The organism is Duganella sp. Dugasp56 (assembly GCF_047304105.1).
GTDB classification, from domain to species: Bacteria; Pseudomonadota; Gammaproteobacteria; order Burkholderiales; family Burkholderiaceae_D; genus Rugamonas; species Rugamonas hordei.
The window spans coordinates 1-25,003 of the sequence record NZ_JBGLYQ010000052.1 but is presented as its reverse complement, the minus strand read 5'-3'; the positions used below and the strand labels follow the sequence as shown (position 1 = coordinate 25,003).

Annotated in this window: 23 protein-coding genes; 11 read left to right on the top strand and 12 right to left on the bottom strand. The window is 65.6% G+C overall.

Features of this window, described 5'->3' with window-relative positions; all coding sequences use genetic code 11:
* Window positions 1-11: 11 nt before the first annotated feature.
* On the bottom strand, window positions 12-1,379 hold the full coding sequence (locus ACCD07_RS27500; protein WP_413449177.1) for a hypothetical protein: 1,368 nt from the start codon (window positions 1,377-1,379) through the stop codon (window positions 12-14).
* Between the two features lie 28 nt (window positions 1,380-1,407).
* Window positions 1,408-1,815 (bottom strand): CesT family type III secretion system chaperone, encoded by a 408-nt coding sequence (locus tag ACCD07_RS27495; protein WP_176650747.1) that lies wholly within the window; start codon window positions 1,813-1,815, stop codon window positions 1,408-1,410.
* A 278-nt stretch (window positions 1,816-2,093) separates the two neighbouring features.
* Here ACCD07_RS27495 and ACCD07_RS27490 point away from each other — a divergent pair, with 278 nt between their 5' ends.
* The 10 genes from ACCD07_RS27490 (at window position 2,094) to ACCD07_RS27445 (ending at window position 14,516) form a co-directional block, all read left to right on the top strand.
* Complete coding sequence (locus ACCD07_RS27490) at window positions 2,094-4,535, top strand: flavin monoamine oxidase family protein (protein WP_413449176.1); 2,442 nt, start codon at window positions 2,094-2,096, stop codon at window positions 4,533-4,535.
* Between the two features lie 286 nt (window positions 4,536-4,821).
* Window positions 4,822-5,688, top strand: coding sequence for a nitrilase family protein (locus tag ACCD07_RS27485; protein ID WP_176650746.1), 867 nt, complete (start codon window positions 4,822-4,824; stop codon window positions 5,686-5,688).
* Between the two features lie 122 nt (window positions 5,689-5,810).
* The gene (locus ACCD07_RS27480) at window positions 5,811-6,782 is read left to right on the top strand and encodes a porin (RefSeq protein WP_353399117.1); all 972 of its coding nucleotides are present in this window, start codon (window positions 5,811-5,813) and stop codon (window positions 6,780-6,782) included.
* Window positions 6,783-6,804: 22 nt separating this feature from the next.
* Window positions 6,805-7,956, top strand: coding sequence for a substrate-binding protein (locus tag ACCD07_RS27475; RefSeq protein ID WP_176650744.1), 1,152 nt, complete (start codon window positions 6,805-6,807; stop codon window positions 7,954-7,956).
* A gap of 76 nt (window positions 7,957-8,032) precedes the next feature.
* A complete protein-coding gene (locus ACCD07_RS27470) occupies window positions 8,033-8,866 on the top strand; it encodes a branched-chain amino acid ABC transporter permease (protein WP_176650743.1) in 834 nt (277 codons plus the stop codon).
* The gene (locus tag ACCD07_RS27465) at window positions 8,859-10,694 is read left to right on the top strand and encodes an ABC transporter permease subunit (protein ID WP_176650742.1); all 1,836 of its coding nucleotides are present in this window, start codon (window positions 8,859-8,861) and stop codon (window positions 10,692-10,694) included. Before ACCD07_RS27470 ends, ACCD07_RS27465 begins: the two co-directional genes overlap by 8 nt.
* Window positions 10,691-11,398: an ABC transporter ATP-binding protein gene (locus ACCD07_RS27460; protein ID WP_353399121.1), complete on the top strand. Its 708-nt coding sequence runs from the start codon at window positions 10,691-10,693 to the stop codon at window positions 11,396-11,398. The genes ACCD07_RS27465 and ACCD07_RS27460 overlap by 4 nt, the downstream gene beginning before the upstream one ends.
* Window positions 11,399-11,408: 10 nt before the next feature.
* Window positions 11,409-12,695: an amidase gene (locus ACCD07_RS27455; protein WP_353399123.1), complete on the top strand. Its 1,287-nt coding sequence runs from the start codon at window positions 11,409-11,411 to the stop codon at window positions 12,693-12,695.
* 63 nt (window positions 12,696-12,758) lie between these two features.
* Window positions 12,759-13,916, top strand: coding sequence for a transporter substrate-binding domain-containing protein (locus tag ACCD07_RS27450; protein WP_413449175.1), 1,158 nt, complete (start codon window positions 12,759-12,761; stop codon window positions 13,914-13,916).
* 9 nt (window positions 13,917-13,925) lie between these two features.
* Complete coding sequence (locus ACCD07_RS27445) at window positions 13,926-14,516, top strand: ANTAR domain-containing response regulator (RefSeq protein WP_176650738.1); 591 nt, start codon at window positions 13,926-13,928, stop codon at window positions 14,514-14,516.
* A 163-nt stretch (window positions 14,517-14,679) separates the two neighbouring features.
* Here the strand turns inward: ACCD07_RS27445 and ACCD07_RS27440 are convergent, their stop codons facing one another.
* Window positions 14,680-15,768 carry a type IV pilus twitching motility protein PilT gene (locus ACCD07_RS27440; protein ID WP_176650737.1) on the bottom strand — a complete coding sequence of 363 codons (1,089 nt, stop codon included), beginning with the start codon at window positions 15,766-15,768 and terminating at the stop codon, window positions 14,680-14,682.
* Window positions 15,769-15,910: 142 nt separating this feature from the next.
* Here ACCD07_RS27440 and ACCD07_RS27435 point away from each other — a divergent pair, with 142 nt between their 5' ends.
* The gene (locus ACCD07_RS27435) at window positions 15,911-16,627 is read left to right on the top strand and encodes a response regulator transcription factor (RefSeq protein ID WP_176650736.1); all 717 of its coding nucleotides are present in this window, start codon (window positions 15,911-15,913) and stop codon (window positions 16,625-16,627) included.
* Here ACCD07_RS27435 and ACCD07_RS27430 read toward each other — a convergent pair.
* The 9 genes from ACCD07_RS27430 to ACCD07_RS27390 all read right to left on the bottom strand — a co-directional run.
* Complete coding sequence (locus ACCD07_RS27430) at window positions 16,624-17,091, bottom strand: lytic transglycosylase domain-containing protein (protein WP_413449174.1); 468 nt, start codon at window positions 17,089-17,091, stop codon at window positions 16,624-16,626. The genes ACCD07_RS27435 and ACCD07_RS27430 overlap by 4 nt on opposite strands.
* Window positions 17,066-18,475 carry a shufflon system plasmid conjugative transfer pilus tip adhesin PilV gene (gene pilV, locus ACCD07_RS27425; RefSeq protein WP_176650734.1) on the bottom strand — a complete coding sequence of 470 codons (1,410 nt, stop codon included), beginning with the start codon at window positions 18,473-18,475 and terminating at the stop codon, window positions 17,066-17,068. The genes ACCD07_RS27430 and pilV overlap by 26 nt, the downstream gene beginning before the upstream one ends.
* Window positions 18,472-18,969, bottom strand: a complete 498-nt coding sequence (gene pilM, locus ACCD07_RS27420) for a type IV pilus biogenesis protein PilM (protein ID WP_176650733.1) — start codon at window positions 18,967-18,969, stop codon at window positions 18,472-18,474. Before pilM ends, pilV begins: the two co-directional genes overlap by 4 nt.
* 30 nt (window positions 18,970-18,999) lie before the next feature.
* Window positions 19,000-19,551 (bottom strand): type 4 pilus major pilin, encoded by a 552-nt coding sequence (locus ACCD07_RS27415; protein WP_176650732.1) that lies wholly within the window; start codon window positions 19,549-19,551, stop codon window positions 19,000-19,002.
* A gap of 34 nt (window positions 19,552-19,585) precedes the next feature.
* Window positions 19,586-20,662 (bottom strand): type II secretion system F family protein, encoded by a 1,077-nt coding sequence (locus ACCD07_RS27410; RefSeq protein WP_353399138.1) that lies wholly within the window; start codon window positions 20,660-20,662, stop codon window positions 19,586-19,588.
* Window positions 20,652-22,271, bottom strand: a complete 1,620-nt coding sequence (locus tag ACCD07_RS27405; protein WP_413449173.1) for a GspE/PulE family protein — start codon at window positions 22,269-22,271, stop codon at window positions 20,652-20,654. Before ACCD07_RS27405 ends, ACCD07_RS27410 begins: the two co-directional genes overlap by 11 nt.
* Window positions 22,268-22,771, bottom strand: coding sequence for a type IV pilus biogenesis protein PilP (gene pilP / locus ACCD07_RS27400; protein ID WP_413449172.1), 504 nt, complete (start codon window positions 22,769-22,771; stop codon window positions 22,268-22,270). Before pilP ends, ACCD07_RS27405 begins: the two co-directional genes overlap by 4 nt.
* A complete protein-coding gene (gene pilO2, locus ACCD07_RS27395) occupies window positions 22,761-24,026 on the bottom strand; it encodes a type 4b pilus protein PilO2 (RefSeq protein ID WP_413449171.1) in 1,266 nt (421 codons plus the stop codon). The genes pilP and pilO2 overlap by 11 nt, the downstream gene beginning before the upstream one ends.
* A gap of 15 nt (window positions 24,027-24,041) precedes the next feature.
* Window positions 24,042-25,003: PilN family type IVB pilus formation outer membrane protein (locus tag ACCD07_RS27390; RefSeq protein WP_413449170.1), on the bottom strand; the 962-nt coding region annotated here is incomplete at its 5' end.

The following is a 25,003-nucleotide window of genomic DNA, read 5'->3' as shown; positions in this document are numbered from 1 at the left end:
CCCTCCTGGCGTTATCGGCGCACGCTGTCTTGGTCGTCGTCATACAAAGAGCTGCCCTCGCTGCCCGGCCTGAGGATAGAGGTATCGTAGCTGGTGCCGGACGAGAAGCTGCTTATGCTGGACGCGTCATCATCGCGGGCCGTCGGCTCTTCCGCTCCGAACTTGTCCATCAGCTCTTGATCATGCCTGGCGGTGACCTTGGGCAGCTGCCCCTGAAGTGCCGCATTCCTCGAATCAATTCCGTACTGCGCCTTGAAGCGCTTGGCATCGTGCCGGACGACAGTACGGCGGGCCTCGTTCCGCGTCGCGGTATCCGCCGAGTCCATCGCGGGCGCATGGATACGCATCTTGTGCTCATGGTAGGACGCCTTGAGCGAAGGCACAACGTTGCGGATGCCAAAAACCATCGAGGTCAGCTTGCGGCGCTTGCCCATGATGTCTTCGTTATCGGCAAAATAGTCGCTGGCTTTGCGCGCCGCCCAGCCAGTCTTGGCCGGTGCCACGCCGGCCAGCTTGCGGGTCGGCCGATAGCCTTGATCCGTCAATTTTTCCAGGACAGCATCCGATCGCCGCGCATCCACCTCGGCAAACTTCCGGCCCAAGGCGACGTTGCCGCGCAAGGCGGCGGCATTGAGCGTGCGCATATCGCTGGCCCTGTCGGCCCGCCGCTGGAAGGTGGTATGCGCCTCGCCGTCGCGCTGGCTGATGCTGGCCGCCGCCTTGTAAATGCCTTGTTTGGCGTACAGCGTGGCATTGCGCAGGCCCACCGCGCCATACTGAACGGTGCGCTGCAAAGCCTTGTTCACGCCGGTCACGCCATGGTCCGACTGCAGGCTGGTGGTCTGGGCGATGGTCCGCGCCAGCAGCGGCGGCTTGTCGTAGCCGGCACGCACCCGATGACCATCCGGGCTGCTGAGAAATACCGCGTCCGGCCTGGGCAGCGCCACCTTCGCCAGGCCGGACGATGGTTGATATCCGTCTTCCTGAAGATAATCCTTCATGGTGCTGTTCGCGTCCTTGATCCGTGCCTGCATCTGCTGGTGGCTGCCTGCGTTATTGATGTCTTGTTTCATCCGCAGCCGATCCTGCTTGAACTCCGCCCTGGACAAGGCAATATCGTTGCGCAGGCTGCTCTCGGTGGAGGACACGCGTCGCGCCAGGCGGCTGTCGTTGATCTTCTGCCGCTGGTTCAGGTCGAACCGGCGCACGCTCTGGATGGCCTGCCCCATCCCCCGCACGTACTTGTTGCTGCTCGATAGCATCCGACTCGACAGCTGATTGCTCAGCGTTGGCGTGAACGTCGCGCGCTGCGCGGTCTTGGTTTGCGTGTCGTCCATGGGATGGTGGTAATAACCAGGTCCTTGTACACCGATAGTCATGTTGATTCTCCTTGCCCTGTTGCCGGCCTTATGCGGCGGCGTCCAGGAAATAGTGTGAGCGCCATGCGCCGGCCTGGCCGGACAAATTGGCGAATAAGCCCATGAGCTGCTCCGGCGCGACTTCGTCGACCCGGTATTGATACGCCAGCGTCACCTTCTTGCTGGGCGACAGCATGAAGGCCGGCGCGTTGCTGCCGTAGACAATCATGTTCGCTTCCAACAGCGCCTGATAGGCATCGAGCAGGCGGTCCTGCGGCGGCGTGCCGAAGTCGCAGTACACCATCACGTGGTCGGGACTGTTTTCTTCATCGTAAGCCAGATAGAAGTCGACACCGTCGACCTCCACCGCGTTGCCTTCGATGAGTTTTTCCGGTTGCGGCAGTTTGGCCAGGCGGCAGAAGCCGGTCGCCAGCTGGATATATCGTTCCTTGGACACGCGCATGCTCCTTCAATGGATGGTCGGGGGTCTCCATGAGTAGCGGCCCGCGCCGCGCGGTTCCACCGCCATCGCGTCAAAAAAATCCGGAACTACCTTTGCCGCCGGCGCTACTCAGCTTCAGACGGTGCCGCAGCATGCTCACGATGACCATGCCAGTACCGTCGGTTCGCTGATCCGACCATGCGTCGATGACGCTGCGAACCACCCAGCAACGGCACCACGTTGGTGCCGTTCATCCGAACAACACCATATTTCGTAGACTGAGAATAAATATCATGGCAATCGTCAACCGCAGCCCTTCCCCCGACATCCACGCAATGGACGTCGTTCAAGACACGGCAACCACGTCCGCCGCCAAGCACGACCGTTCCGCTACGCCGGAAGCCACAACCAGCACCGCCACGCCGCCGACCCAATCCGCCCTCAAGCGCCAGCGCCTGTCGTCGCCGGTCGGACAAGCCGAGGCCGAAACTTCGCAGGCCGCCGTCAAATGGCCGGCGGGCGAATTCCAATCCGCCCCATTCGTGGCGGCCGGCGCACAGACGCGGCGTGCACAGACCGCGCAGACCAATCACGCGGCGCAAACGGCGCCCCTGTCCACCAGCGGCCTGCCGCTGCCGCCGCTGAATCCGCAGTCCGTCGGCCGCTATTTCAAGCAGCCGGCCGGTAACTGGACCGTCGACCGCGGCCAGCTGGCCGATGTCGTTGCCCGCAATCTGACCAAGCTCGCCACCACAGCCCCGGAAAACCGGACCCAGCTGCACCTGGAGATCACGCTGCACTGGCACTGCCTGAGCGAGGCGGAACAGTGCAAGGTGCTTGAATCGCTGGGCACCGACCGCTCCAGCCTGCTGGGCAAAACCGCGCAGCCGGCGACATCCGAACAGGCGCGCACTCCGGTTCGCGACTGGCTGGAACACACCCTGGCCTTCATGCCGTCGGACCGCGCCAGCAGGCTGCTCAACGCCAGCAGCTCGGCGGTGCAGCGCAAACTGGAGACGCCGTTCAAGGCCAACACCGACCCGGCCGTCAAGCAAGCCATTTCGGAGCGCTTCACCGACCTGCGCATGACCATGCCGCTGGACCATATGTACGACTACACCGGCTTCTATTGGGACAACAACCGCAAGGTCGGCGAACTGCCGCCCGAGGTGGCCAAGAACCTGAAGGTCTGCGTCGTCGGCGGCGGGCCAGCCGGCATCTTCGCGGCCGACTGCCTGAACCGCATCGGCGTCAAGCCTGTCGTGCTGGAACAGGCCGACAAGATCGGCGGCCGCATCGCTTCCGAAACCTTGCAAGGCAAGGATGGCAGCACCACGCCGACCCGTTTGCATCCAGGCGGCATGCGCTTCCACACCACCCGCGGCAACGTGTACTGGAGCTTCGCCAAGCACTACAACCTGGACAACGTACCGTTCCCGAATCCGAGCTCGGTGCCGACTTCCTACCTGATCGGCAACGAGGTGCATGAAGCCGAGCCAGGCAAAACGCCGACCAATCCCGTCATGGCCAAGATCGCGCAGGATCTCGAACTGGCGCTGAATACGTCCCTGCTGAAGCCGATTCGCGATGCCCGCGACGCAGGCGACATCGCCACCTTCCGCCGCCTGTGCGACGAGGCCAAGAAGAAATTCGACCCGCTCAATTTCGAGAGCGGCATCAAGCAGTTGTTGAAGGAAAGCGGCGTCGAATGGAATGAGGAAGAGCAGAAAACCTTCGGTTCCGTGGGCATCGGCGTGGGCGGCTACAAGGGTTACTATAAAGTCGGTTTCCTGGAGGAGTTGCGCTTCCTGGTCGACGAACGCCTGGAACACCACGTCGGCCTGCTGCAGGGCGCCGACGAGCCGCTGCGCCGCGTGGTCGCCGACGCTGACGGTGTCGAGAATGGCTCGCTGGAAGATCAAGGCGCCATCAAGGTGAACACCGAAGTGACGAAAATCGCCAAGAAGGACGACAAGTATCACGTGACCTACACCGACCCGACGTCCAAGGAACCGAAGACCGAGGTCTACGATGAACTGTTCTTCGCCGGCGGTCCGCACGCCGCCAAGGAACTCAAGCTCACCAGCGAGATCGAAGGCCCCGGTGCGCTGATGTCGCCCGAACTGGCGCACGCCATCAATTCGGCCAACCTGGTCGGCGCGACCAAGATGGCGATCAAGATTCCGAACAGCGAGATCGCGGGCCTGGAGCTGCCCGGCAACCTGCAGGGCGACAAGCTGTTCCAGCAGTCGTACTTCCTCAAACCTGCGCCGGGTGGCAGCCACCACGTGCTGTACACCAGCTACACCCTGGGCACCAACTCCGACAAGGTGCTGGGCCAGAGCGCCGAGGACCAGCTGAAGACCTATATTGCGACCCTGCGCGAATCGGCCGGACAGAACCCCGACGATCCGGCCCACAAGAAACTGGCCAACCTGGCGACGCTGGTGGAGAACAACATGGAAAATGTCATGTACACCCACTGGAGCGAGAAGAAGCACTTCGGCGGCGCCTTCAAGATGGACGCGCCGAATGACCTGGACAACACCCGCGCGCTGTTCAGCGAGCCGTTCAAGGGCAACGACGGTGCGATCTTCATCGGCGAGGAGCATACCGCCGAAGGCGGCTTCGCCAGCGGCGCGGTGGCCTCCGCCATCCACGGGGTGCAGCAGATGATACTGCGCCACGACGGCAAGCTGCCGCCGAACTCCCCGCTGAAGCAGGAGGTGCTGTAAGCCGCGGCCCGGTATTTCTGCGACATTGACGCAACATTGATTTATACAATTTACTTGACACAGCGTTTGCTTTAGCCCGATACTAAATTCACACCGGATTTCCCATATCGCGAAATCCAGGTGGCAGCGGCAGCCAAGTCCAGCATCATTGGCCGCCGGCAAGACAGAATTTACGGTTGTGGCAGCAGTAACGCTGCTTTAAATACCGGGCTATAAAGCCCCCGATTTGCGCCTAGGCGCATCGGGGGCTTTTTTTTTGCGTTTTTATTTCGCGTTAAGGGTGGCTATGGCAGCGCATATACCAAGTGCCGGATCGGTGAAGATCGCGTGCATACAAATGGAGCCGCACGTCGGCGACGTCGCAGGAAACCGGGCGGCCGCCGCGCGGTTCATCGAAGCTGCCGCGCGCCAGGGCGCACGGCTGATCGTACTGCCGGAGCTGTGCAATTCCGGCTATGTGTTCCGCAGCCGGGAAGAGGCGCTGGCCCTGGCGGAAGACATTCCCGCCGGCCCCACCTGCCTGGAGTGGAGCGCCCTCGCCCGCCGGCTCGAGGTCTATATCGTGGCCGGCATCGCCGAGCGCGAAGGCACCGTCCTGTACAACACCGCCGTCGTCATCGGGCCCGACGGCTACATCGGCAAATACCGCAAGCTCCACCTGTGGAACGAGGAAAACATCTACTTCACGCCCGGCAATCTCGGCGTACCGGTGTTCGATATGCCGTTCGGCCGGGTCGGCGTCGCGGTCTGCTACGACGGCTGGTTCCCGGAAGTGTATCGGCTGGGGGCGCTGCAGGGCGCCGACCTGATCTGCGTGCCCACCAACTGGGTGCCGATGCCGGACCAGCCGCCCGGGCAGCATCCGATGGCGGTCACGCTGACCATGGCGTCGGCCCATTCGAACGCCTTGTTCATCGCCTGCGCCGACCGCGTCGGCGTCGAGCGCGACCAGGCCTTCATCGGCCGCAGCGTGATCGTCAACTGCGGCGGCTGGCCCGTGGCCGGGCCGGCCAGCCAGGACAACGAAGCCATCATCTATGCGGATCTGGACCTGTCCGAGGCGCGCAGCAAGCGGCGCCTGAATGAATTTAATCAGTTGCTCAGCGACCGCCGCGGCGATGTCTACGGCGATTACGAGGCGCTGACGAAATAACCGGGCGATGACGATCGCCCCGGCAGTAACCGGCGGCACGTGCTAAGGCGCGGGCAAGTGCAACCGGAATAAGCGGGACCATGACACTGGGATTTTTTCATATTAAAAGAGGGATAAGAGCAATGAAAAGCTTCGTAAGACTAGGATGTACCGGGGGCTGCACCGCGCTGGCGCTGGCGGCGCTGATGACACAGGTACACGCGCAGAGCAACGTCACTTTCTACGGCAACCTGGACACCGCCATCGGCAAATCCAGCGACACGCCGCTGACCATGGGGCCGGGGTATTTCAACTGGCTGGGCCTGGCGGGGACGGAAGACCTGGGCGGCGGCCTGAAGGCCGTGTTCAACCTGCAGATGCGGTTCAACCCCGACACCGGCGGCCTGTCCAATCCGGGCACCTTCTGGCAAGGCGAGTCGACGGTCGGCTTGAAGAGCGAGTCGCTCGGCACGCTGCGCCTGGGCCGCGCCATGTCGGCCGCTTGGCAATCGCTGTGGCGTCTGGAGCCATGGGGAAACGGCGCCACCTTCGCCACCCTGTCGGGCTATCAGACCGGCAGCTACAGCGCCGACGGCACCAACGACGTGGCGCTGAACTATGCCACCTTCGCCCGCATCAACAACGCCGTGTTCTACGACACGCCCAGCTGGAACGGCGCCAACATCACCGTTTCCGGCGAGGCGGAACTGGCGCCGGGCGCCCGCAAGCGCAACAAGGGCGCGGCGTTCAACTACGAGAGCGGCCCGGTGCTGGCCGTGGTGTCCTACGAGAAGAACCATGAGGACGATTCGATCGCCTACGCCGGCGGCACGTATACCGTCGAGAGCCTGAAAGTGTTCGCCAGCTATGCGCACACCAAGGTGCTCAACCTCAAGGCGGAGAACCTCTACCTGCTGGCCGCCACCTACGGCTTGAACGCGCACGACTCGCTGCGCGGCGGCTACGGCGGCAACAAGGGACTGGGCAGTCACAAGGTCAGCTTCGGCTACGTGCACGCGTTCTCGAAACGCACCAGCGTCTACGCCGATACCTGGACCGAACACCTGCGCGACAATGTGCACGGTTACGCGCTCGGCATCAGCCATTCGTTCTGAACATATTTGGGGAGCAAAAAAAATGCATAAGATAATCCAATTGAATGCGATGGCACTGGCCATCCTGTGCGCCGGCGCCACGATGGCGGCCGAGCCGATCAAGATCGGCGTGCCGATCGGTTTGTCCGGCGCCAACAGCGTGGTGGCGCCCGGCGTGGTGCAGTCGGCGCAGCTGGCGGTCGACGAGATCAACGCCGGCGGCGGCGTGCTGGGCCGCAAGCTGCAGCTGGAAATCGCCGACGACGGCTCGGGCGCCGTGGGCGCGCAAAAAGCCTTCGACTCGCTGGTGTTCCGCAAGAAGGTGGACGTGATCATCTCGATGGAAACCAGCGCCGCCCGCAACGCCGGCCTGCCCATCGTCAACAAGGGCAAGATCCCGTACATCTACACCTCGTTCTACGAAGGCCGCTCGTGCAGCCCATGGCTGTTCGTCAACGCCTGGGTGCCGGAACAGCAGGTGCCGCCCATCGTCCGCTACTTCATGCGCGACAAGAAGGCGCAGACCTTCTTCCTGGTCGGCAGCGACTACTCGTTCGGCCGCGGCATGCTGGAGTTCACCCGCAAGTTCATCGAAAGCCAGGGCGGCAAGGTGGTGGGCGAAGAGTACCTGCCGATGGACGGCACCGACTGGACCGCGGTGCTGAGCAAGCTGCGCGCCAGCAAGGCCGATGCGCTGATCACCTCGACCGCCGGCGGCGCGCCCAACGTGTCGCTGACCAAGCAGCTGCGCGCCACCGGCCTCAATCCGCTGTACGGCAACCTGGCGGTGGACGAAGGCACGGCCAAGAGCATGGGCGCCGACGGCCAGGGCCTGTATATTTCAGCGTCGTACGTGACCGGCATCGACAATCCGCAGAACAAGAAGTACCTGGCTGACATCGCGAAGAAATTCGGCGCCGACCTGAAGGTGCCGAACGATCTGTCGGTGCCGCAGTACGAAGCCATTTACCTGTACAAGGCGGCCGTCGAGAAGGCCGGCGGCACCGATCCGGCCAAGGTCAGGCTGGCGCTGGCCGAGGTGTCGCACGACGGCCCGCGCGGCCATGTGCAGATGTCCAAGCAGCACCATACGCCGCTGAAAATGTACCTGGGCCAGGTGCAGGCGGACGGCAGCGTCAAGGTGGTGCAGGACTTCAATAACATCGGCCCCGGGGAGCAATGTCCGGCAAACTAGGGCACCCGGCGTAAGTTGACAAGGAGCCGGGCCCCGCGCCCGGTTCCTGACGCAGAAAGTAAAACGAGGAGATGAAATGTCGTTGTTTTTGGATGTGATAAGTTCGGCCGCCATCCTGTATCTGGTGGCGGCGGGACTGCTGATGATCTTCGGTGTCATGAAGATCATCAACTTCGCGCATGGTGCGTTCCTGACCATAGGCGCCTACGCCAGCCTGGTGGTCACCCAGCTGGGGCTGAACCCGTGGATCGCGCTGCCGGTGGCGATGGCGACGGGCTGGATCTGCGGCATGGCGATCGAGTACTTCATCGTGCGCCCGCTGTATGCGCGTCCGCTGGACGCGATCCTGGCCACCTGGGGCCTGGGCATCGTCATCGCGCAGCTGATCACGCTGAGCTTTGGGCGCGAGGCGCAATTCGCCACCAGCCCGGTGTCCGGACCGATGTCGGTGTTCGGCACCGAATATTCCGCCTACCGCATCGTGCTGATCGGCCTGGCCGCCGCACTGGCGCTGGCCTTGAGCGTGCTGCTGACCAAGACCCGCTTCGGACTGGTCACGCGCGCCGTCATCATGAACGAGGAGCTGGCGCGCGGCCTCGGCATTCATTCGGGCCGGGTGCGCTTCTTCACCTTCAGCCTGGGCGCGGGCCTGGGCTGCCTGGCCGGCACCCTGATCACGCCGCTGTCCAGCGTCGATCCCAACATGGGGATACCATGGCTGATCAATGCCTTCATGCTGGTCATGGTGGCCGGCTCGTCCATGTTCGGCCTGGTCGCGGCCGCCGCGCTGTTCGGCGGCATCCAGGTGTTGTTGAGTACATTTGTCAGTCCGGTGCTGGGCGGTATCGCCATCGTGCTGTTGTCGGCGATCACGCTGCGCATTCGTCCGAAGGGGTTTTCTCATGATTAAGACATCAACCAAGGCCTCCAGCAAATCGCTGAAGCCGGTGTTCGGCGTCACGCTGGCGGCGCTGCTGATGGTGGCGCTGATGCCGTCGCTGCTCGACACCTATCTGCTCAACATCGTCATCCGCGCCTGCTGCTTCGCCATGGTGGCGCTGACCGTCGACATCCTGTGGGGCTACACCGGCATCCTGACGTTCGGCCAGTCGGCCTTCTTCGGCATCGGCGCCTACGCCGCCGGCCTGGTGTTCACCCATATGGGCTTCGGCGCCGGACCGGCCTGGCTGGCGCTGGGCATCGCCCTGGCCGGCGCCGCGCTGGTGTCGCTGCTGGTCGGCTGGCTGTCGTTCTACCAGGGCGCCACGCCCTTGTACGCGTCGGTCATCTCGCTGGTGCTGCCCATCGTCATGACGCAGTTGCTGTTCTCGGGCGGCACCTTCACCGGCTCGAGTTCCGGCCTGACCGGCTACACCACGATCGACCTGTCGCTGGACGCCTGGTTCTGGATCACCGGCGGCGCGCTGGTACTGCTGACCTGCGCCGCCTGGATTTTCGTCCACAGCGACGCCGGCAAGGTGCTGGTCGGCATCCGCGACAATGAATCGCGCTGCGAATACCTCGGCATCAATCCCTCGCTGGTCAAGATCGCCCTGCTGGTGGTCACCGCGCTGGTCGCCAGCGTGGCCGGCTTCGGCTACGCCTCGTTCAGCGGCGTGGTGGCGCCGGAACTGTCCGGCTTTGTGTTCGGCACCGAGATCATCATCTGGGTGGCGCTGGGCGGCCGCGGCACGCTGCTGGGCCCGGTGCTTGGCGCGATCCTGATCGAGACCGCCAGCGCCTACCTGAGCGGCAGCCTGCCCTTCCTGTGGAAACTGCTGGTCGGCATCGCCTTCGTGCTGGTCATCATCCTGCTGCCGCAGGGGCTGATGCCGCTGGCGCTCAAGCTGCGCCGCTTCCTGCCGCGGCGCGCGCGCACCGCCGGCCCGGCCCCGGTGCCGACGCTGACGGCGGCGCCCGACCGCCGCAGCGGCATCGACCGCATCGACCGCACCATTCCCGCCATGGAGCTGGCCGGCGTGGCCAAGCACTTCGGCAGCCTGAAGGTGCTGGAGGGCATAGACCTGACCGCCTATCCCGGCGAACTGGTCAGCCTGGTCGGCCCCAACGGCGCCGGCAAGACCACGCTGATGCGCTGCATGAGCGACGGCGCCGAGCGCAGCGCGGGCGACATCCGCATCGACCGCCACGACCTGCGGCAGCTGCCGCCGAGCCGCTGCGTCGGCTTCGGCATCGGCAGGAAATTCCAGACCGCGAACGTGTTCGAATCGCTGACCGTGGCCGAGTGCCTGCGCATCGCCCGCGCGCGCATCGAGACGCCGTCGCTGGTACGCGAGCGCAACAGCCTGTCGCTGCCGCCGTACGCGCTGGCGGTGCTGCGCGCCACCGAGCTGGACACCAAGCTCGACCGGGTATGCCGCAACCTGTCGCACGGCGAGCAGCAGGCGCTGGAGCTGGCGATGGTGCTGGCGCTGGAGCCGCGCGTGATCCTGCTGGACGAGCCGACCGCCGGGCTGACCAAGGCCGAGCGCACCAAGATCGGCCACATCCTGATCGAGCTGTCCAGGGACTACGGCCTGTGCTGCCTGCTGGTCGAGCACGACCTCGATTTTGTCCGCGAAATCTCGTCGCGCGTGGTCGTGCTGCACCAGGGGAAGATCGTCATGCAGGGCACGGTCGACGAGGTGGTGGCGTCCGAGCTGGTGCAGTCGGTGTACGCCGGCCACGCCGCCCCGGCGGCCGAACACAACAACGCCACACAGGAGAGCATGGCATGAGCGACGCGGCATTGGCATTACACGACATTTCCAGCGGCTACAAGGACGCCATCGTGGTCCGCAACGTGAGCCTGTCGATCCGTCCGGGCGAGATCGTCGCGCTGGTCGGCAAGAACGGCATGGGCAAGACCACGCTGCTGAAATCGATCATGGGCTACCTGCCCAAGCGCGGCGGCTCGGTGACCCTGTTCGGCAAGGATGTGACGCGGCAGCCGGCGCACCGCGTGGCCCGCGCGCAGATCGCCTACGCGCCGCAATCGCGTTCGCTGTTCCACGACTTGAACGTGCGCGACAACCTGCGGCTGGGGCTGGCCAAGGACAGCCTGTTCGACCAGCGCTTTGCGGAGGTCGAGCACCTGTTCCCCTTCCTCAAGGGGCGCATGGCGCAGCGCGCCGGCACGCTGTCGGGCGGCGAGCAGAAAATGCTGCTGATCGCCCGCGCGCTGATGGTGCGGCCGGCGCTGATCCTGATCGACGAAGTCACCGAGGGCATGCAGCCGTCGGTGATCGACCGGGTCGCGGCGGCGCTGCTGCACCAGCGCGCCACGCACGGCACGGCGATCCTGTTCGTCGAGCAGAACGTGCAGTTCGCCACCACGGTGGCGGACCGCTACGCGCTGCTGAAGCTGGGCGAGATCGTGCAGACCGGCGACACGCGCGGCGCCGACGCCCAGCGCGACATCATGCGACACTTGAGCGTCTAGGAGGACCACCATGAACATGCTCCACGGCGCGCAGCTCGCGCGCCAGATCGAACTGGGCGAGATCAGCCGCCACGACGTCATGGCCGGCGCCATCGGCCGCATCGCCGCGCACGACGCCGAGACCCAGGCCTTCGTCGCCGTGCTCGAACCGACGGCGGCGCTGGCGCTGGCCGGGCAGGCGCGCGGCCCGCTGGCCGGGCTGCCGGTGGCGGTCAAGGATATCTTCGACACCGCCGCGCTGCCCACGGCCTACGGCTCGCCCATCTACGGCGAGCACCGGCCGGCCGCCGACGCCGCGATCGTGTCGCTGATACGCCGCGCCGGCGGCGTGGTGGTCGGCAAGACGGTCACCAGCGAGTTCGCCTACATGGCGCCGACCCCGACCAGGAACCCGGCCGACCCGCGCCGCACGGCGGGCGGATCGTCCTCCGGCTCGGCGGCGGCGGTGGCGGCCGGCATGGTGCCGTTCGCCGTCGGCACGCAGACCGGCGGCTCCACCATCCGGCCGGCGTCGTTCTGCGGCATCGCCGGCTACAAGCCGACCTACGACCTGTTCCCCACGCCGGGCATGAAGTGTTTCTCGTGGTCGCTGGACACGGTCGGCCTGTTCGCGGCCGGCGTGGCCGATGTGGCCTGGTTCGCCGAAACGCTGATCGGCCGGCCGCTGCGGACCGACGCGGCGGCGGACGACCTGCGCGGGCTGGTGGTCGGCGTGCCGGCGGCCTATCCGTGGGAGGCGCCGTCGGCCGGCGCCGCCGCGGCGGTGCGCCGGGCGGCCGACGCCATCACGGCGCGCGGCGGCAGCGTGCGGGCCATCGCGCTGCCGTCGTGGTTCGACGCGCTGTATGCGGCCCATGCCACGCTGCAGCAATACGAGGCCAGCCAGTCGCTGGCGTTTGAATTCGACCTGCACGCGGCGCGCTTGTCGACGATGCTGCGCGATTTCCTGCGCGGCGCGGCCCACGTCACGCCCGCGCAGTACGACGCCACGCGCCAGCTGATCGCCGCCGCCCGCCAGCGGACCGCCGAGCTGTTCGACGGCGTCGACGTGCTGATGACGCCCAGCGCGCCGGGCGAAGCGCCGCTCGGCTGGGCCTCCACCGGCGAGCCGACCTTCAACAAGGTGTGGACGCTGCTCGGCACGCCCTGCGTCAGCGTGCCGGGCCTGAGCGGCGCCGAAGGCTGCCCGATGGGAATACAGATCATCGGCCAGCCGTGGCAGGACCGGCGCTGCCTGGCGGCCGCCGAACAGGTGGAGGCGGCGATACGGGCCGCCCTGCCCCGGCGCGGCCCATGAACGGCCTTGCGCGACGTTTGTTCCATACCGTACCATGAGCAGCACCACCAGTGAGCGATCGATATGACGGCTATCCATAGCGCAGCAGAGCAAGGCAACGAGACTTGGCGGGTCGGGATCCTGTTTTCCCGTTCCGGGGTGACCGCGGTCACCGAATCCGAACACTTCTTCGGCACCGTGCTGGCCATCGAGGAAATCAACGCGCGCGGCGGCGTGCGCGGCCGCCTGCTCGATCCGGTGGTGTTCGATCCCCAGGGCGACCTGGGCGCCTACCGCAGGCTGGCCAGCCAGATGCTGTCGCGCGAGGGCGTGAACGTGATTTTCGGCTGCTCGACCTCGTCCAGCCGCAAGGCGGTGCTGCCCGAGCTGGAGCGCAAGAACGGCCTGCTGTGGTACTGCTCGCTGTACGAGGGCTTCGAGTACTCGCCCAACGTAGTCTACACCGGCGCGGTGCCGAACCAGAACAGCCTGCAGCTGGCGGCCTATCTGCTGAAGAACTGCGGCAAGCGCATGTACCTGATCGGCTCGGACTACATCTATCCGCGCGAATCGAACCGCATCATGCGCGACTTCTTCGAGCGGCACGGCGGCGAGATCGTCGATGAGATCTACCTGCCCTTCGACGTGCGCCACGAGGAGATCGAGGCGGCCGTCTACGACATTTACCGCGACCGCCCGGAAGCGGTGTTTTCCACCGTGATCGGGCGTCCGGCGCGCGATTTCTACCGCGTGCTGCACGACGCCGGACGCGCCGAAAAGCGGCTGCCGGTGGCCAGCCTGACCTTGGGCGAGACCGAATTGAAACTGATCGGGCCGCAATACTGCGCCGGCCACATCGTCTCGGCGACCTATTTCAGCTCGCTGCCGTCGGAACAGAACCAGCGCTTCCTGGCCTCCTACCGGCGCCGTTTCGGCGCCGACGCCACCGTCAGCGCCTGGGGCCAGGCGGCCTACAACCAGGTGTATCTGTTTGCCGGCGCGCTGGAGCGGGCCGGCTCGATGGACACGCAAAAACTGGTCGACGCGGTGTTCGACGAGCGCTTCGACGCGCCGGAGGGCGCGATCGCGGTCGATCCCGAAAACCACCACGTCTGGCTGCAGCCCAAGATCGGCGTGGCCCGCGACGACGGCGCTTTCGACGTCGTCTGGCAGGCGGCGGAACCGGTCAAGCCCGACCCCTATCTGACCACATACGAGTTTTCCGAATTCTGGCTAAAGTAGGAACCTGAGATGAGCAGACTCTTTGATGATTTGCGCCATTTGCGCGTGGCCGTGATTCATCCGCCGGGCGAAGACCGCGACATTCTGCAAGGCCAGCTCAAGCGCATCGGTTGCCAGGTGCGCTGGATCTGGCCGTTTTGCCTGACGCGACCGCCCGACACCGACGTCATTTTCTTCCTGGTCGACCGCGAGCAGACCGCCACCGCCGACTGGTGCCTGACCGAGACCGAGGCCGTGCTGATCGCGCTGATCGACTATGAGAATCCCACGGTGCTCGGCGCGCTGCTCGAAACCAACGCCAGCGCCGTCATCACCAAGCCGTTCCGCTCGTTCGGCATCCTGAGCACGCTGGTGCTGGCGCGCTCGTCCAACGACTACAAGAAACGGCTGAACAACAAGGTCAAGCGGCTCGAGGATACGCTGCGCTCGCGCAGGGAGATCGAGAAGGCCGTCAACATCCTGGTCGAGCGCAAGCGGGTCAGCAGCAGCGAAGCCTACGAGACCATCCGCCGGCAGGCGACGGCGCAACGCATACCGGTGGTGCAGGTGGCGACGGAACTGATCCGCGCCACCGAAGCCTTCGACAAGATGGGCCTGTAGCGCGGGCCCGCGGCTACAGGAAGAAATATTTATCGAATGATATTGACATGATAGTTCATAGATTTTATATTCCTCCATGGAACCGTTTCCACCAAACGCTTGAACCAGCCGGACCTCGACAGGTATTCACGGTGAAGGCCCGGAGCGGGCCATGCTGAACCAGCTATCGCTTGCTGTTCAACATTTCATGCAGCTCCATGCGGTTGTACGCCACCCGCAGGGCGTCGCGCGTACCCACGGTTTTTTTCTGCACCAGCTGCACCAGGATCTCGTTGAGATTCCTCGACATATTGTCTTCCTTGCGCTTCATGAAGTCGGCAATCATGTGCAGCTTGTCCGGATCGGCGATATAGGGGGCGATCTGCTGGTTGTTGTTGAACACCATCTCGCTGGCCATCACGTGGCTGCTGCCGTCCTCGGAGGGCAGCAGGCTTTGAAAGATCACGCCGACCAGCGAGTCGGCCAGGGCTGCGGCGCGCTGGTTGCGCTGGTCCTGGGGAAAAAAGCTGAGCAGCTTGGTGATCGCGCGCACCGCGCTGCTGGTATGCAGCGTGGCCAGCACCAGGTGGCCCGATTCGCCCGCGTGCAGCACCGTGTCGGCGGTATCGAAATCGCGGATTTCACCCACCATCAGCACGTCCGGCTTCTGGCGCAGGGCCTCGCGCAGGCCGCTGGAAAAGCTGGCGGTGTCGGTCGGGACTTCTTTTTGCGAAATGATCGACTGCTTGCGGTGCAGTTCATACTCGATCGGTTCTTCTATGGTGACGATATGGCCCTGACGCGTCGTGTTGATGTAATCAAGCATGGACGCGATGGTGGTGGTCTTGCCGGCCCCGGTCGGACCGGTCACCAGGATGATGCCCTTGGTCGCCTCCAGGATGGTCTTGACGTAGGACGGCAAGCCGGTCTGCTCCAGCGCGATCGGCTCCAGCGGAAAGCGCCGGATCGACACCGCCACCCGGTTGCCGCGCGACATACGGTAGATATTGCAGCGCAAACGCCATTGTTCCAGCACATACGGATGATCGAGCGCCTTGTCGATGATCTTGTCTTCCCAATCCTCGTCGATGGCCCTCAGCAGCGGCGTCATCTCCGCCAGCGTCACCGGATTTTCATCGACGGCGAGCCAGCCGCGCGGCCCCTTCACCATGATCGGTTGATCCTGTTCGATGTGGATATCGGAAAAAATCCGTTTCGCGTTCACCAGTGCCAGCAGTTCCTGCTGAAGATTACGCGCCGTGTGATTGGACATGCTGTCACCTAAATATGAAGTCAGGCCAGTATACCGTGATCGGCATACACCAATGCTCAAGAATATTCACTTTCTTATATGATGCGCAACCGTCTTCGACAAAAACCGCTATCCTAACGCCATCCTGTTTGACATCGATAACATGAAAATAGCGTGCTACATCCGCAACCCGACCGTGTACGAGCAAGTGCGCGGCACTCTGGTCCGCGCCGGCTTCGAATCGATCCAGTTCGATTCCGAGAACGCGTTGTTGCGGACGCTTACGCGCCGCACCTTCGACCTGATCCTGATCGACGTCGCGCTGCCGCCGCGCGACGACGACAGCATTTTTTCCTGGCTGGGCTTCCGCAGCGGCGACAACACGCCGACGCTGATCCTGTCGCCGATCCGCAGCGCGGACCTGGTCGCGCTGGCCCTGAACAGCGGCGCCGACGACTTCCTGGTACGGCCATTCGAAACGGTGGAACTGACGGCGCGCATCAATGCGCTGATACGCCGCGCCGCGCCGCCCAGCCTGCGGCGCACGATCGAATACTCCGGCTTCCTGCTGAACCGGGAGTCGTCCAAGTTCAGCTACCTGGGCACGCCCATTTCGCTGACCTCGCGCGAATTCAGCATGGCATGGCTGTTCTTTTCCTCCCCCGGCGTCTATATCTCGCGCGAGACCATCGGCACGGTGATCTGGCGCGCCGACAGCGAAGTGGCCGGCCGTACGATCGAACAGCACGTCTATAAACTGCGCAAGAAATTGCAGGTCGACGGCAAGCCGGTGGTCATGATACGCACCGCCTACAGCCAGGGCTACCGGCTCGAACTGTGCGAGGACGCCGGCGACGCGCCGCTGGAAGCGCAGGCCTAGCGCACATCCTGGTCGCGCGCCTCGGCCGGAATATTCTTGTACACCCGCTGCGCGTACTTGATGCGCAACTGCGGATTCCTGGCGTTGTAGGCGCCCACCGCCTCCCAGGTCGGCCCCATGCGCCGCATATTCTGCGACAGGATCCAGGCCCCGACCTGCAGGTTGGTGCAGGCATCCTTCAGCTGCCCCTCCTCCACCCCGTATTTCTTCAACACCGGCAGCCAGCTGCTGTTAATCTGCATCAGCCCGATATCGTAGGAGCCGTTCTTGTTGCGGTTGATCGCCGCCGGATTCAGGTTCGATTCCGTCTTGGCGATGGCGTACAGCAGGTGCGCGTTGATGCCGTACGAATCGGCGATGTCCTGCCAGCACGCCTGCGCGCTGGAGGCGCAGGCGGCCAGCAGCACGGCGGCAATCAGCCGTCGTCGCCGCGCGCGGTCATGGGCGGTAGGTGCCGTTGGCATATCTGAAGGTCTCGTCTGCATAGCATGTCATCGAAAGTGAGTTCGCATCCAGCACTATGGTACCGATCGGGAAAGGGATGTAATACACGCCGTCCTCCACGTTGAACACCTGGAAATTGCAGGCGTCGCCCGGGTTGAAATGCTGGAACAGCGAGATATGGTTGCTATACATCCACAACTGGCCGCTGACGCCGCCGTCGGCGAACATATCCCGTCCGGCATAGACGTTGTGCGTGGCGCGCAGGTCGTGGCTGGCGTTGACATCGTGTTGTGCCGCGATGTCGTTACCTGAATTAATGTTCCCATCGGCCCTGATGGTTCCCTTGGAATACACCGACGTGGTCGCGACCAGCTGCGCGGCGGTCGCCGTACCGGGCACGTCGAGGTCGCCGTTCTGATCCACCGCCAGCGCCGCCCACTTGGCCCCGTCCCAGGTGAAGGCGCGGCTCAGCGCGGTCACCATGCGCACGTCGCCGGTCGTGCTGCCGGCGGCAGGCAGGTCGGCGTAGGCGGCCACCGGATCCTTCCATTGCGACGGCAGGCTCCAGGTGCCGCCGGCGCCGCAGGTCAGCACCGCGCGGGTGGCGGCATCGATCGCCAGGCCGGCTTCGGCCACGCCGGCCGCCGTCAGGCAGGACGCGCCCGGCGCCACCAGCGCCGCGTTGGCCAGCCGCAGCGGCGTGTTCATGCGGTTCAGCTCGGGATGGCCGGGCACCGCGCCGCGATACAGGAAGTCGGTCGACAACTGGCCGGGGCCGCCGTAGAACAGGTTCGACGCCAGGTGGCCGCCGTCCGCCGCGCCGCCGGTCAGTGCGCCGGCGCCGGCGCAGGCCGTGCCCCGGTAAGGCGTGGTGTCGATGCTCCAGCTGGTGCCCCTGGCGATGGCTGGGCTGGCCGCGCTGATGTAGCCGCCGCCGGTGCCGGCGCCGGCCGCCACCACGGCGATCTCGCGGTCGGCGATCTTGTCGCCGCCGACGGTCGTCACCAGCGTGTCGAACTGGCCCGGATGGCCGGCCGGATCGGATTGCCGCACCAGCACGCACGGGCTCTGGCCGTAGGCGTTGACGGCGGCCAGGCCGGGCGGCACGAAGCGCCCCGCCTTCAGCTGCGCCAGCGTGACCGGCACGATGGTGGCGGCGGTCGGCGTGGCCAACTGCAACGCATCGGCGTTGGCGCTGATGTATTTGTCGGCGCCCGCCACCAGCTGCGACTGGTAATAGCCGGCCTGCTGCCCCTTCAGGTCCGCCAGCGAGGTGTCCATCGCGGTGGACAGGCCGAGCAGGACCAGGGCGCCGACCGCCAGCGCGCCCAGCAGCTCAAGCAGGGCGAAGCCGTGCTGGCGCGGGGCCGGGGTACGGGGCGTGTGGCGTGCGTGCTGTGTCATGGGCTGGTTCCTATCCAGACCGGGGCGCCGTCGGGAACGGCGAGGCCGGCCAGTGCCGTCAATGGAATATGCGTGTCGCCGAACACCGGCGACTGCAGGTTGGGCTGTTCGCGGCGATACACGCCGGCCAGGATCGAGTTCCTCGACAGCCTGGCGATGTCGGCCGAAATATCGCCGGCGGGCAGCCTGGTCGCGTAGATGTAGATCAGGCCGGCGCCGTCACGGTAGTTGCCCCAGGCCGGCGCGATGCCGCCCTGCCCGCTGGTCGACCAGGCGGGCAGCGCGTGCGCGGCCTTCAGCGTGGCCAGGGACACGCTGGTGTCGCGCAAGTCGTTGCTGCTGAAATAGTCGATCACCGCGCCACGGTAGACCGCCATGTCGTCGGCCACCGCCAGCGCACCGTTGGCCTGGTTCTGGTCCTGCTGTTCCAGGTTATGCGTGGTGTAATACCCCGCCACCGAGAACAGCACCAGCATCACCGTGATATTCCACATCGTCGTCTCCCTTCAGCCGAGGTCGTTGGCTCAGGTGCCGGTGAAGGTCACGCTGTTGCCTGCCGCGTTGGCGCACACGGCCGCCGCCGCGGCGGCCGTGGCCGGGAAGGTCGTGATCGGGGCATTGCCGCCCTGGTCGATCTGGCTCCAGCCGTTGGCGCCGCTGACCATGCCCACGCAGACGTCCTGCGGCACGCCGTTGTAGGTCACCGTGAAGGTGCTGGTGTTGCCGGTCACCGTGACGGCGCCCGCCCAGCTGTTCGTCACCGCGTTGGCGGCGCCCCTGGTCAGCGTGGCCGGCACGGCGTTGGCAGTCAGCAGCGTCGGCAGCAGGTTGCCGGCCGGGTAGGTCTGCCCCAGGTACAGCTTGTGCACGGCGGTGCGCAGCGCCACCACCTCCTCGGAGCTCTGGTTCGACTTGGCGCTGCCGAAGGCGGACGTCAGCAGCGACACCGCGCCCAGCACCACCACCGCCGCGATGCCCAGGTAGGCCAGCGCCTCCAGCAAAGAAGCGCCGCGTTGACGCGCGGGACGGCCGGCGCCGCGCAGTGTTGTTTGATTCAGGTTGTCTTGATTCGCCATGATGCATTTCCTCAATTAAGCTTGATGTCAAAGTTCAATGGACGCCATGCGTCAGCGCCGCGATTTCCTGCTGGATGCCAAAGAAGCCCGTGACCAGCCAGCCGATCACCAGGGCCAGCACGACGATCGCCACGCCGTTCAGCACCCTCATCCGGAGCGTAATCACTTCCACGCCCTGCTCCAGCCACTCATCCGCCATCAGCTGCAAGGCTTCGGCGAATCCCTTGTATTTCGCGTACACGCAGAGGTCGTCGATCACCTCCGGCGACGGAAATCCATATCCCGCATTGCGCAGCGCCTCGCCGCAGTTGAGGCCGGAACGCACCCCCAGCAAAGCCCCGTCCAGGCGCTCGCGCAGCCAGGGCTGCGCCATGGCCGACAGCCGCGCCAGCGACTTTTCCACCGTCACGCCGGCCGCCTGCAGGGCCGCGAACGCCATCAGGAAGCCGCTGCCCGCCGTCAGGCGGTAGATCGAGTACGGCGGCAGCCGGTCGACATGCACCCGCAGCGTGCCGCGCCAGCGTGGCAGCGAGACGAACAGCAGCACCAGCAGCAGCGCCACGCCCCCCACCGCCTGCAGCATCCAGTGCTGCACCCACACCGACATCAGGTACAGCGAGCGCGCCGCGCCGTGCCAGCCGGCCGGATCGACGATGCGGCTGAACTCCGGGATCACCCGCGTGCCGAACAGGTACACATACACGCTCACCAGGAACAGGATCGACAGCGGATAGGCGATGCCGCCAAGGATGGCTCCATTGATTTTCTTGTTGGCCTGGACCACGGTCACCACCGACAGCAAGGTCGGCTCGAGCCGGCCGGCCTGCTCGCCGGCCATCAGTATCATCTGTTCGGTCTTCGGCACCCACCAGTCCAGCCCGTCCGACAGCAGGCGGCCGTTCTGCACCATGCGGCGGCAGTCGTCCAGCACCATCGCCAGCGGATCGTTGGGACGCCGCCCCTGCTGCGAGGCGCGGTCGCGCAGCTCCTCCAGGATCTTCAGCAGCGGCAGGCCGTTGGACAGCATCTTGGCCATCTTGCGGTACAGGCGCAGCCGCGCGGAATCGTTGAACTGGGTCCTGGCCCACCAGCGGTTGACGTCAATGCGCATGGCCGCCCTCCACCAGTTGCAACTGCAGCTGCGGCGACTGCGGCGGCTGGCGCGTGATGCCCAGCGTGAAGTGGCCGACCACATGTTCCGCCATGCGCGGGTCGATCAGCCCGGCCGCCACCTTCTCGATCGCGTGGTCGAGCATGGTGCGTCCGCCCAGCTCCTTCAGCCAGTAGTTGATCGCCTCCATTTTCTCGCCCTGTCGCACATACTTGAAAAACTGGTCGTCGGGGATGATGATCTCGGCCACCACCGAGCGGCCGGTGGTGCCGTGCCCGCCGCAACGCTCGCAGCCCGGGCCGGCGATGTGGACGTTCTCCAGGTCCGCCGCCACCCGCTGGCGGATGCGCAGCAGCGCCGCCGGCGTCAGCCGGTCCTGGTGCGCCGCCAGCGGCAGCTTGCAGTGCGGGCACAGCGTCTTCACCAGGCGCTGGCTGATCAGGCCGGTGATCACCGTGTGGTCGGCGATCAGGCTGAGCGGCAGGCCCAGGTCGAGCAGGCGGTCGACGATGGCCAGCGCGCTGTTGGCGTGCACCGTGGTCCACACCTGGTGGCCGGTCATCGAGGCGCGCAAGGCGTTCTGCGCCGACGCGCGGTCGCGCACCTCGCCGATCATGATGGTGTCCGGATCGAGCCGCATGGCGTTGGAAATGGCGGCCGCGAACAGGCGCGAGCGCTCCTCCTCGTTGTGGGCGTTGGTGACGGCGGTCTGCACCGCGCCCTCGATCGGATATTCGACCGGATCCTCGATGGTCAGCACGTGCACCTTGCCGCCGGCCTCGATCAGTTCGCCCGACAGCACGCGCTGCAAGGTGGTCGACTTGCCGGAGCCGGTCGGGCCGCTGATGATGTTCATGCCGACCGGCTGCTCCTTGAGCCGCTGCAGCATGTCCGCGTGGGCGTCGCTGAAGCCCAGCGGGCGCAGGTCGATATTGTCGCCGGCGTCGTTGTACAGCAGGCGCAGCACCATCACGCTGCCGTCGCTGGTGGGCACGGTGGCGATGCGCACGCCGTACAGATCGGGCGGCAGCTTGTCGCGGTCGGCGATGCTGGCGTCCTGGCGTTCGGTCGGCTTGTACGAGCTGTCCGACACCGACGTCATCGCGCCGTACAGCGTCGCCAGCAGGCGCTCGCCGTATTCGCGGGTCTGGCCGCCGACCGGCACCAGGTCGTTATGGATGCGGAAATAAATCTCTGTGCAATTTTTTTTCACGCGTAAGTGGATGTCCGACGCCCTCGCGCGGCAGGCCTTGGTCAGCAGGTCCTTGGCCGTGACCTGCATCATCGAATGCTCCTGGTGGCGGTCGCCGCCCGGCAGCAGGTTCTGGTTGACGCGCCGTATCACCTCGATATTGGTGTACAGCGCGGTGTAGGCGCACCCCATCCGCTCCAGCCGCCCCTGGTAGGACAGCACGTGCGAATTGAGCTGCTGCCCGGCCGCCACCAGCAGGCGGCCGTCCGCCAGCAGGCACAACAATTTCTTTTCCTCGGCGCTGGCCTCGTAGTTGCCCGCGTTGCTGAGGATGGCGACCCCGTCGATGTCGCGGATATCGTCGACGACGATCCGCGGCGCCGGCTGGCCGTTGTGCCTGACCGGGCGCAGCGTCATCTTGCCGCTCCGCGCAGCTGGGGCGCCGGCAGCGACAGGCCGGTTCCCGGATAGTTGGGATTGAAACCGACCGGCTGCTGGCCATAGGTGCCGAGCCGCACCCTGCGCTTGTCCCTGGCGCGCGCCACCACCTCGCGCGGGCCGATGGAGACGATGGTCATGCCGTTGCCCAGCACGTCGCCCGGCTGCACGTCGACGATGCTGCCGTCGCCCATCTGCAGCGTGGCGAACAGCTTGCTGCCGATGCCCTCGATGCCGCGCACCACGGGATCGTCCACCGCGGCCGGCTGGGTCACGACGGCGGCCTGGTTCTGGCGGCTGGCGATGTCGTTCTGCTTGGCCACGATGCTGGCCTGGACATCGAGCTGGCGCTCGCGCGCCTTCAGCACCAGGGTCTCGGCCTCGATGCGGGTCAGGCTCTCGGAGGTGCTCTGGGCGCGGACTGCCTGCCCCTGCAGGGCCAGCACTGCGAGCAACGGAATGGCGAATTTATTTGGCATAGATCGTTCCCTCGATGAGCCATTCGGACGCGCGGTAGACCATCTTGTCCACCCGCACGCCGGGGCGGTTGAGTATCGTCGCAATTTCCATCGGCTCGACGCCGTGGGAATTCAACGCAAATGAAAAGGATTTCCACGCCGGCGGCGCCACGGCTTCGCCGGCCTGCGCCGGCCTGGCGTCGACCTGCGTCACGCGGAACGGCAGCCCCATGGCCTGGAAGCGCGTCAGCAACGGCTCGATCAGCTGGCGCTGCTCCAGCAGCCCGTCGTCGCTGCCGGCCTGGCCGTTCAGGGCGCTGGCGAAGGTGGCCTTGTCGCCGCCGATGTCCACCACCACGGCCGGAATCTGCTCGCGCAGCATGGCCACGGTGGAATCGGCGCGGCTCCAGGCATAGCGCGCCTCGCCGGCGGTGCAGCCATAGGAGTCGAGCCGCCAGCCGCCGGCGGTCGGATGGGTGAACTGGCGCTGGCAGGCCGCCACCAGCACCCGCGGCGGCGCCTGGTGCGACCACGGATGCGAGACCGCCGAGTTGACGCGCAGCAGGTTGGCGCGGGCGGCCTGAAACGCCAGCTCGTCCGCCTCGGCCTGCTTCTTGTGCTGGTAGTAGCGCCAGCCGGCCACGCCGCCCAGCGCCACCGCCAGCGCCACGCCGGCGGCGGCCGCCATCGGCAGCCAGGTGCGCGCGCCGTCGATCTGGCGCAAGGCCCACCAGCGGTGGATGCGGGCGCTGCCGTCTTTTCTCTTCGGGATGAAGCTGTCGATGTCGCGCGGATTGAAATTGTGAAAGCCGTGGCTGGCCAGTCCCGCATCGCCGATCACCACGTTCCAGCCGCCCAGCGCGTAGTCGCTGTGCAGGCGCTCGAGCACTTCCTCCCGGCTGCCGGCGAAATCGCCATTGGGCAGGAAATTGGCGTCGCGCACCGCGAAGTACACCCACTGCCCGTCCGGCAAGGCGAAGGCGCCCAGCCAGTTGTGCACCTGCTGCTGCTCGCCATCGTAGAACGCGCCCTCCAGGGCCAGCGTCTTGGACACCACCGTGGCCAGCGAATACATGCCGCGGCGCGCGCCCTCCTTGCTGTGGCCGAAGCCGGCCTGGGTGGTGGAATGGTCGGTGCGGATGACCATCAGGTCCGCTTCGATCTTGCGGCCCAGGTCGGCCGCTTCCCTGGCCAGCTCGCGCGGCCGCGACAGCGACTGCCAGAACAGGCCGCAAACGAACTTGTGCTTGCCGATTTGCGTGATGTAGAGCGCCATGGCCGTCTCCGCCGATCAGGAAGAGATCGCCATCGACACCGGCGTGATCAGCACCACGATCACCTCCTTGGTCTTCTTGGCGTTGGCGCCGCCGCCCAGCAGCGGATTCTTGGCGCTGCCCACGCCGCGGTAGTCGAGGTTGTCGTCTGTCTGCTCGAAGCCGCTGATGATCAGCGTCTCGTTGGACTTCATCGACACCCGCTGCAGGAAGTTGCGGGTGTCCAGTTCGGGCGACTCGATCTTGGTGCCGTTGCTTTCGATCACGCGGATGGTGCGCAGGGTCGAGATATCGGTGGAGAACTGCAGCATCACGGTACCGTTGGTCAGCACGTGCGGCAGGATGCTCATGTTGAAGCCGGCCGTGACCACGCCCGGCACCAGCGTGGTGGTGGTGCCGACCTGCGCCACGATCGAAGTCTGCGACGACGCCAGGTAGGTGGTCTGGCGCGCCACCTGCACCGGCACCGGCTGGTTGTTCAGCGTGACCACCGAGGCGGTGGTCTGGCGCCGTACCTTGCCCTGTTCCGACAGCGCGTTGATCATCGCCGTGGTGCCGGAAAAGCGCGACGATCCCAGGATGCTGGCGGTGAAGCCGACCGCGCCGGTGCTCGGCGTGAAGGTATTGTTGATCTGGAATTTGCGGTTCAGCGTGTTGTACACCGCGTTCCAGTTGATGCCGTACTCGTCGGAATCGGACAGGCTGACCGACAGCACCGTGACGTTGATGGCGATCTGCCGCGACAGCGCCTTGTTCTCGCCCTCGATGTAGGCGGCGACGCGGTCCAGCGTGTCCGGCGTGTCGACCACGGTGATGGCGCCGGTGGCCGGCGACGCCAGCACCTTGCCGTAAGGCGACAGCATCACCTTGATCGCGCTTTCCATGCCGCTGTAGACCGACAGTTTCGAGGCCACACCGATGTTTTGCGAATTGTTGGCCGAGACCGCGCTGCCGCCGCTGCCGCCGCTGCCACCCCCAC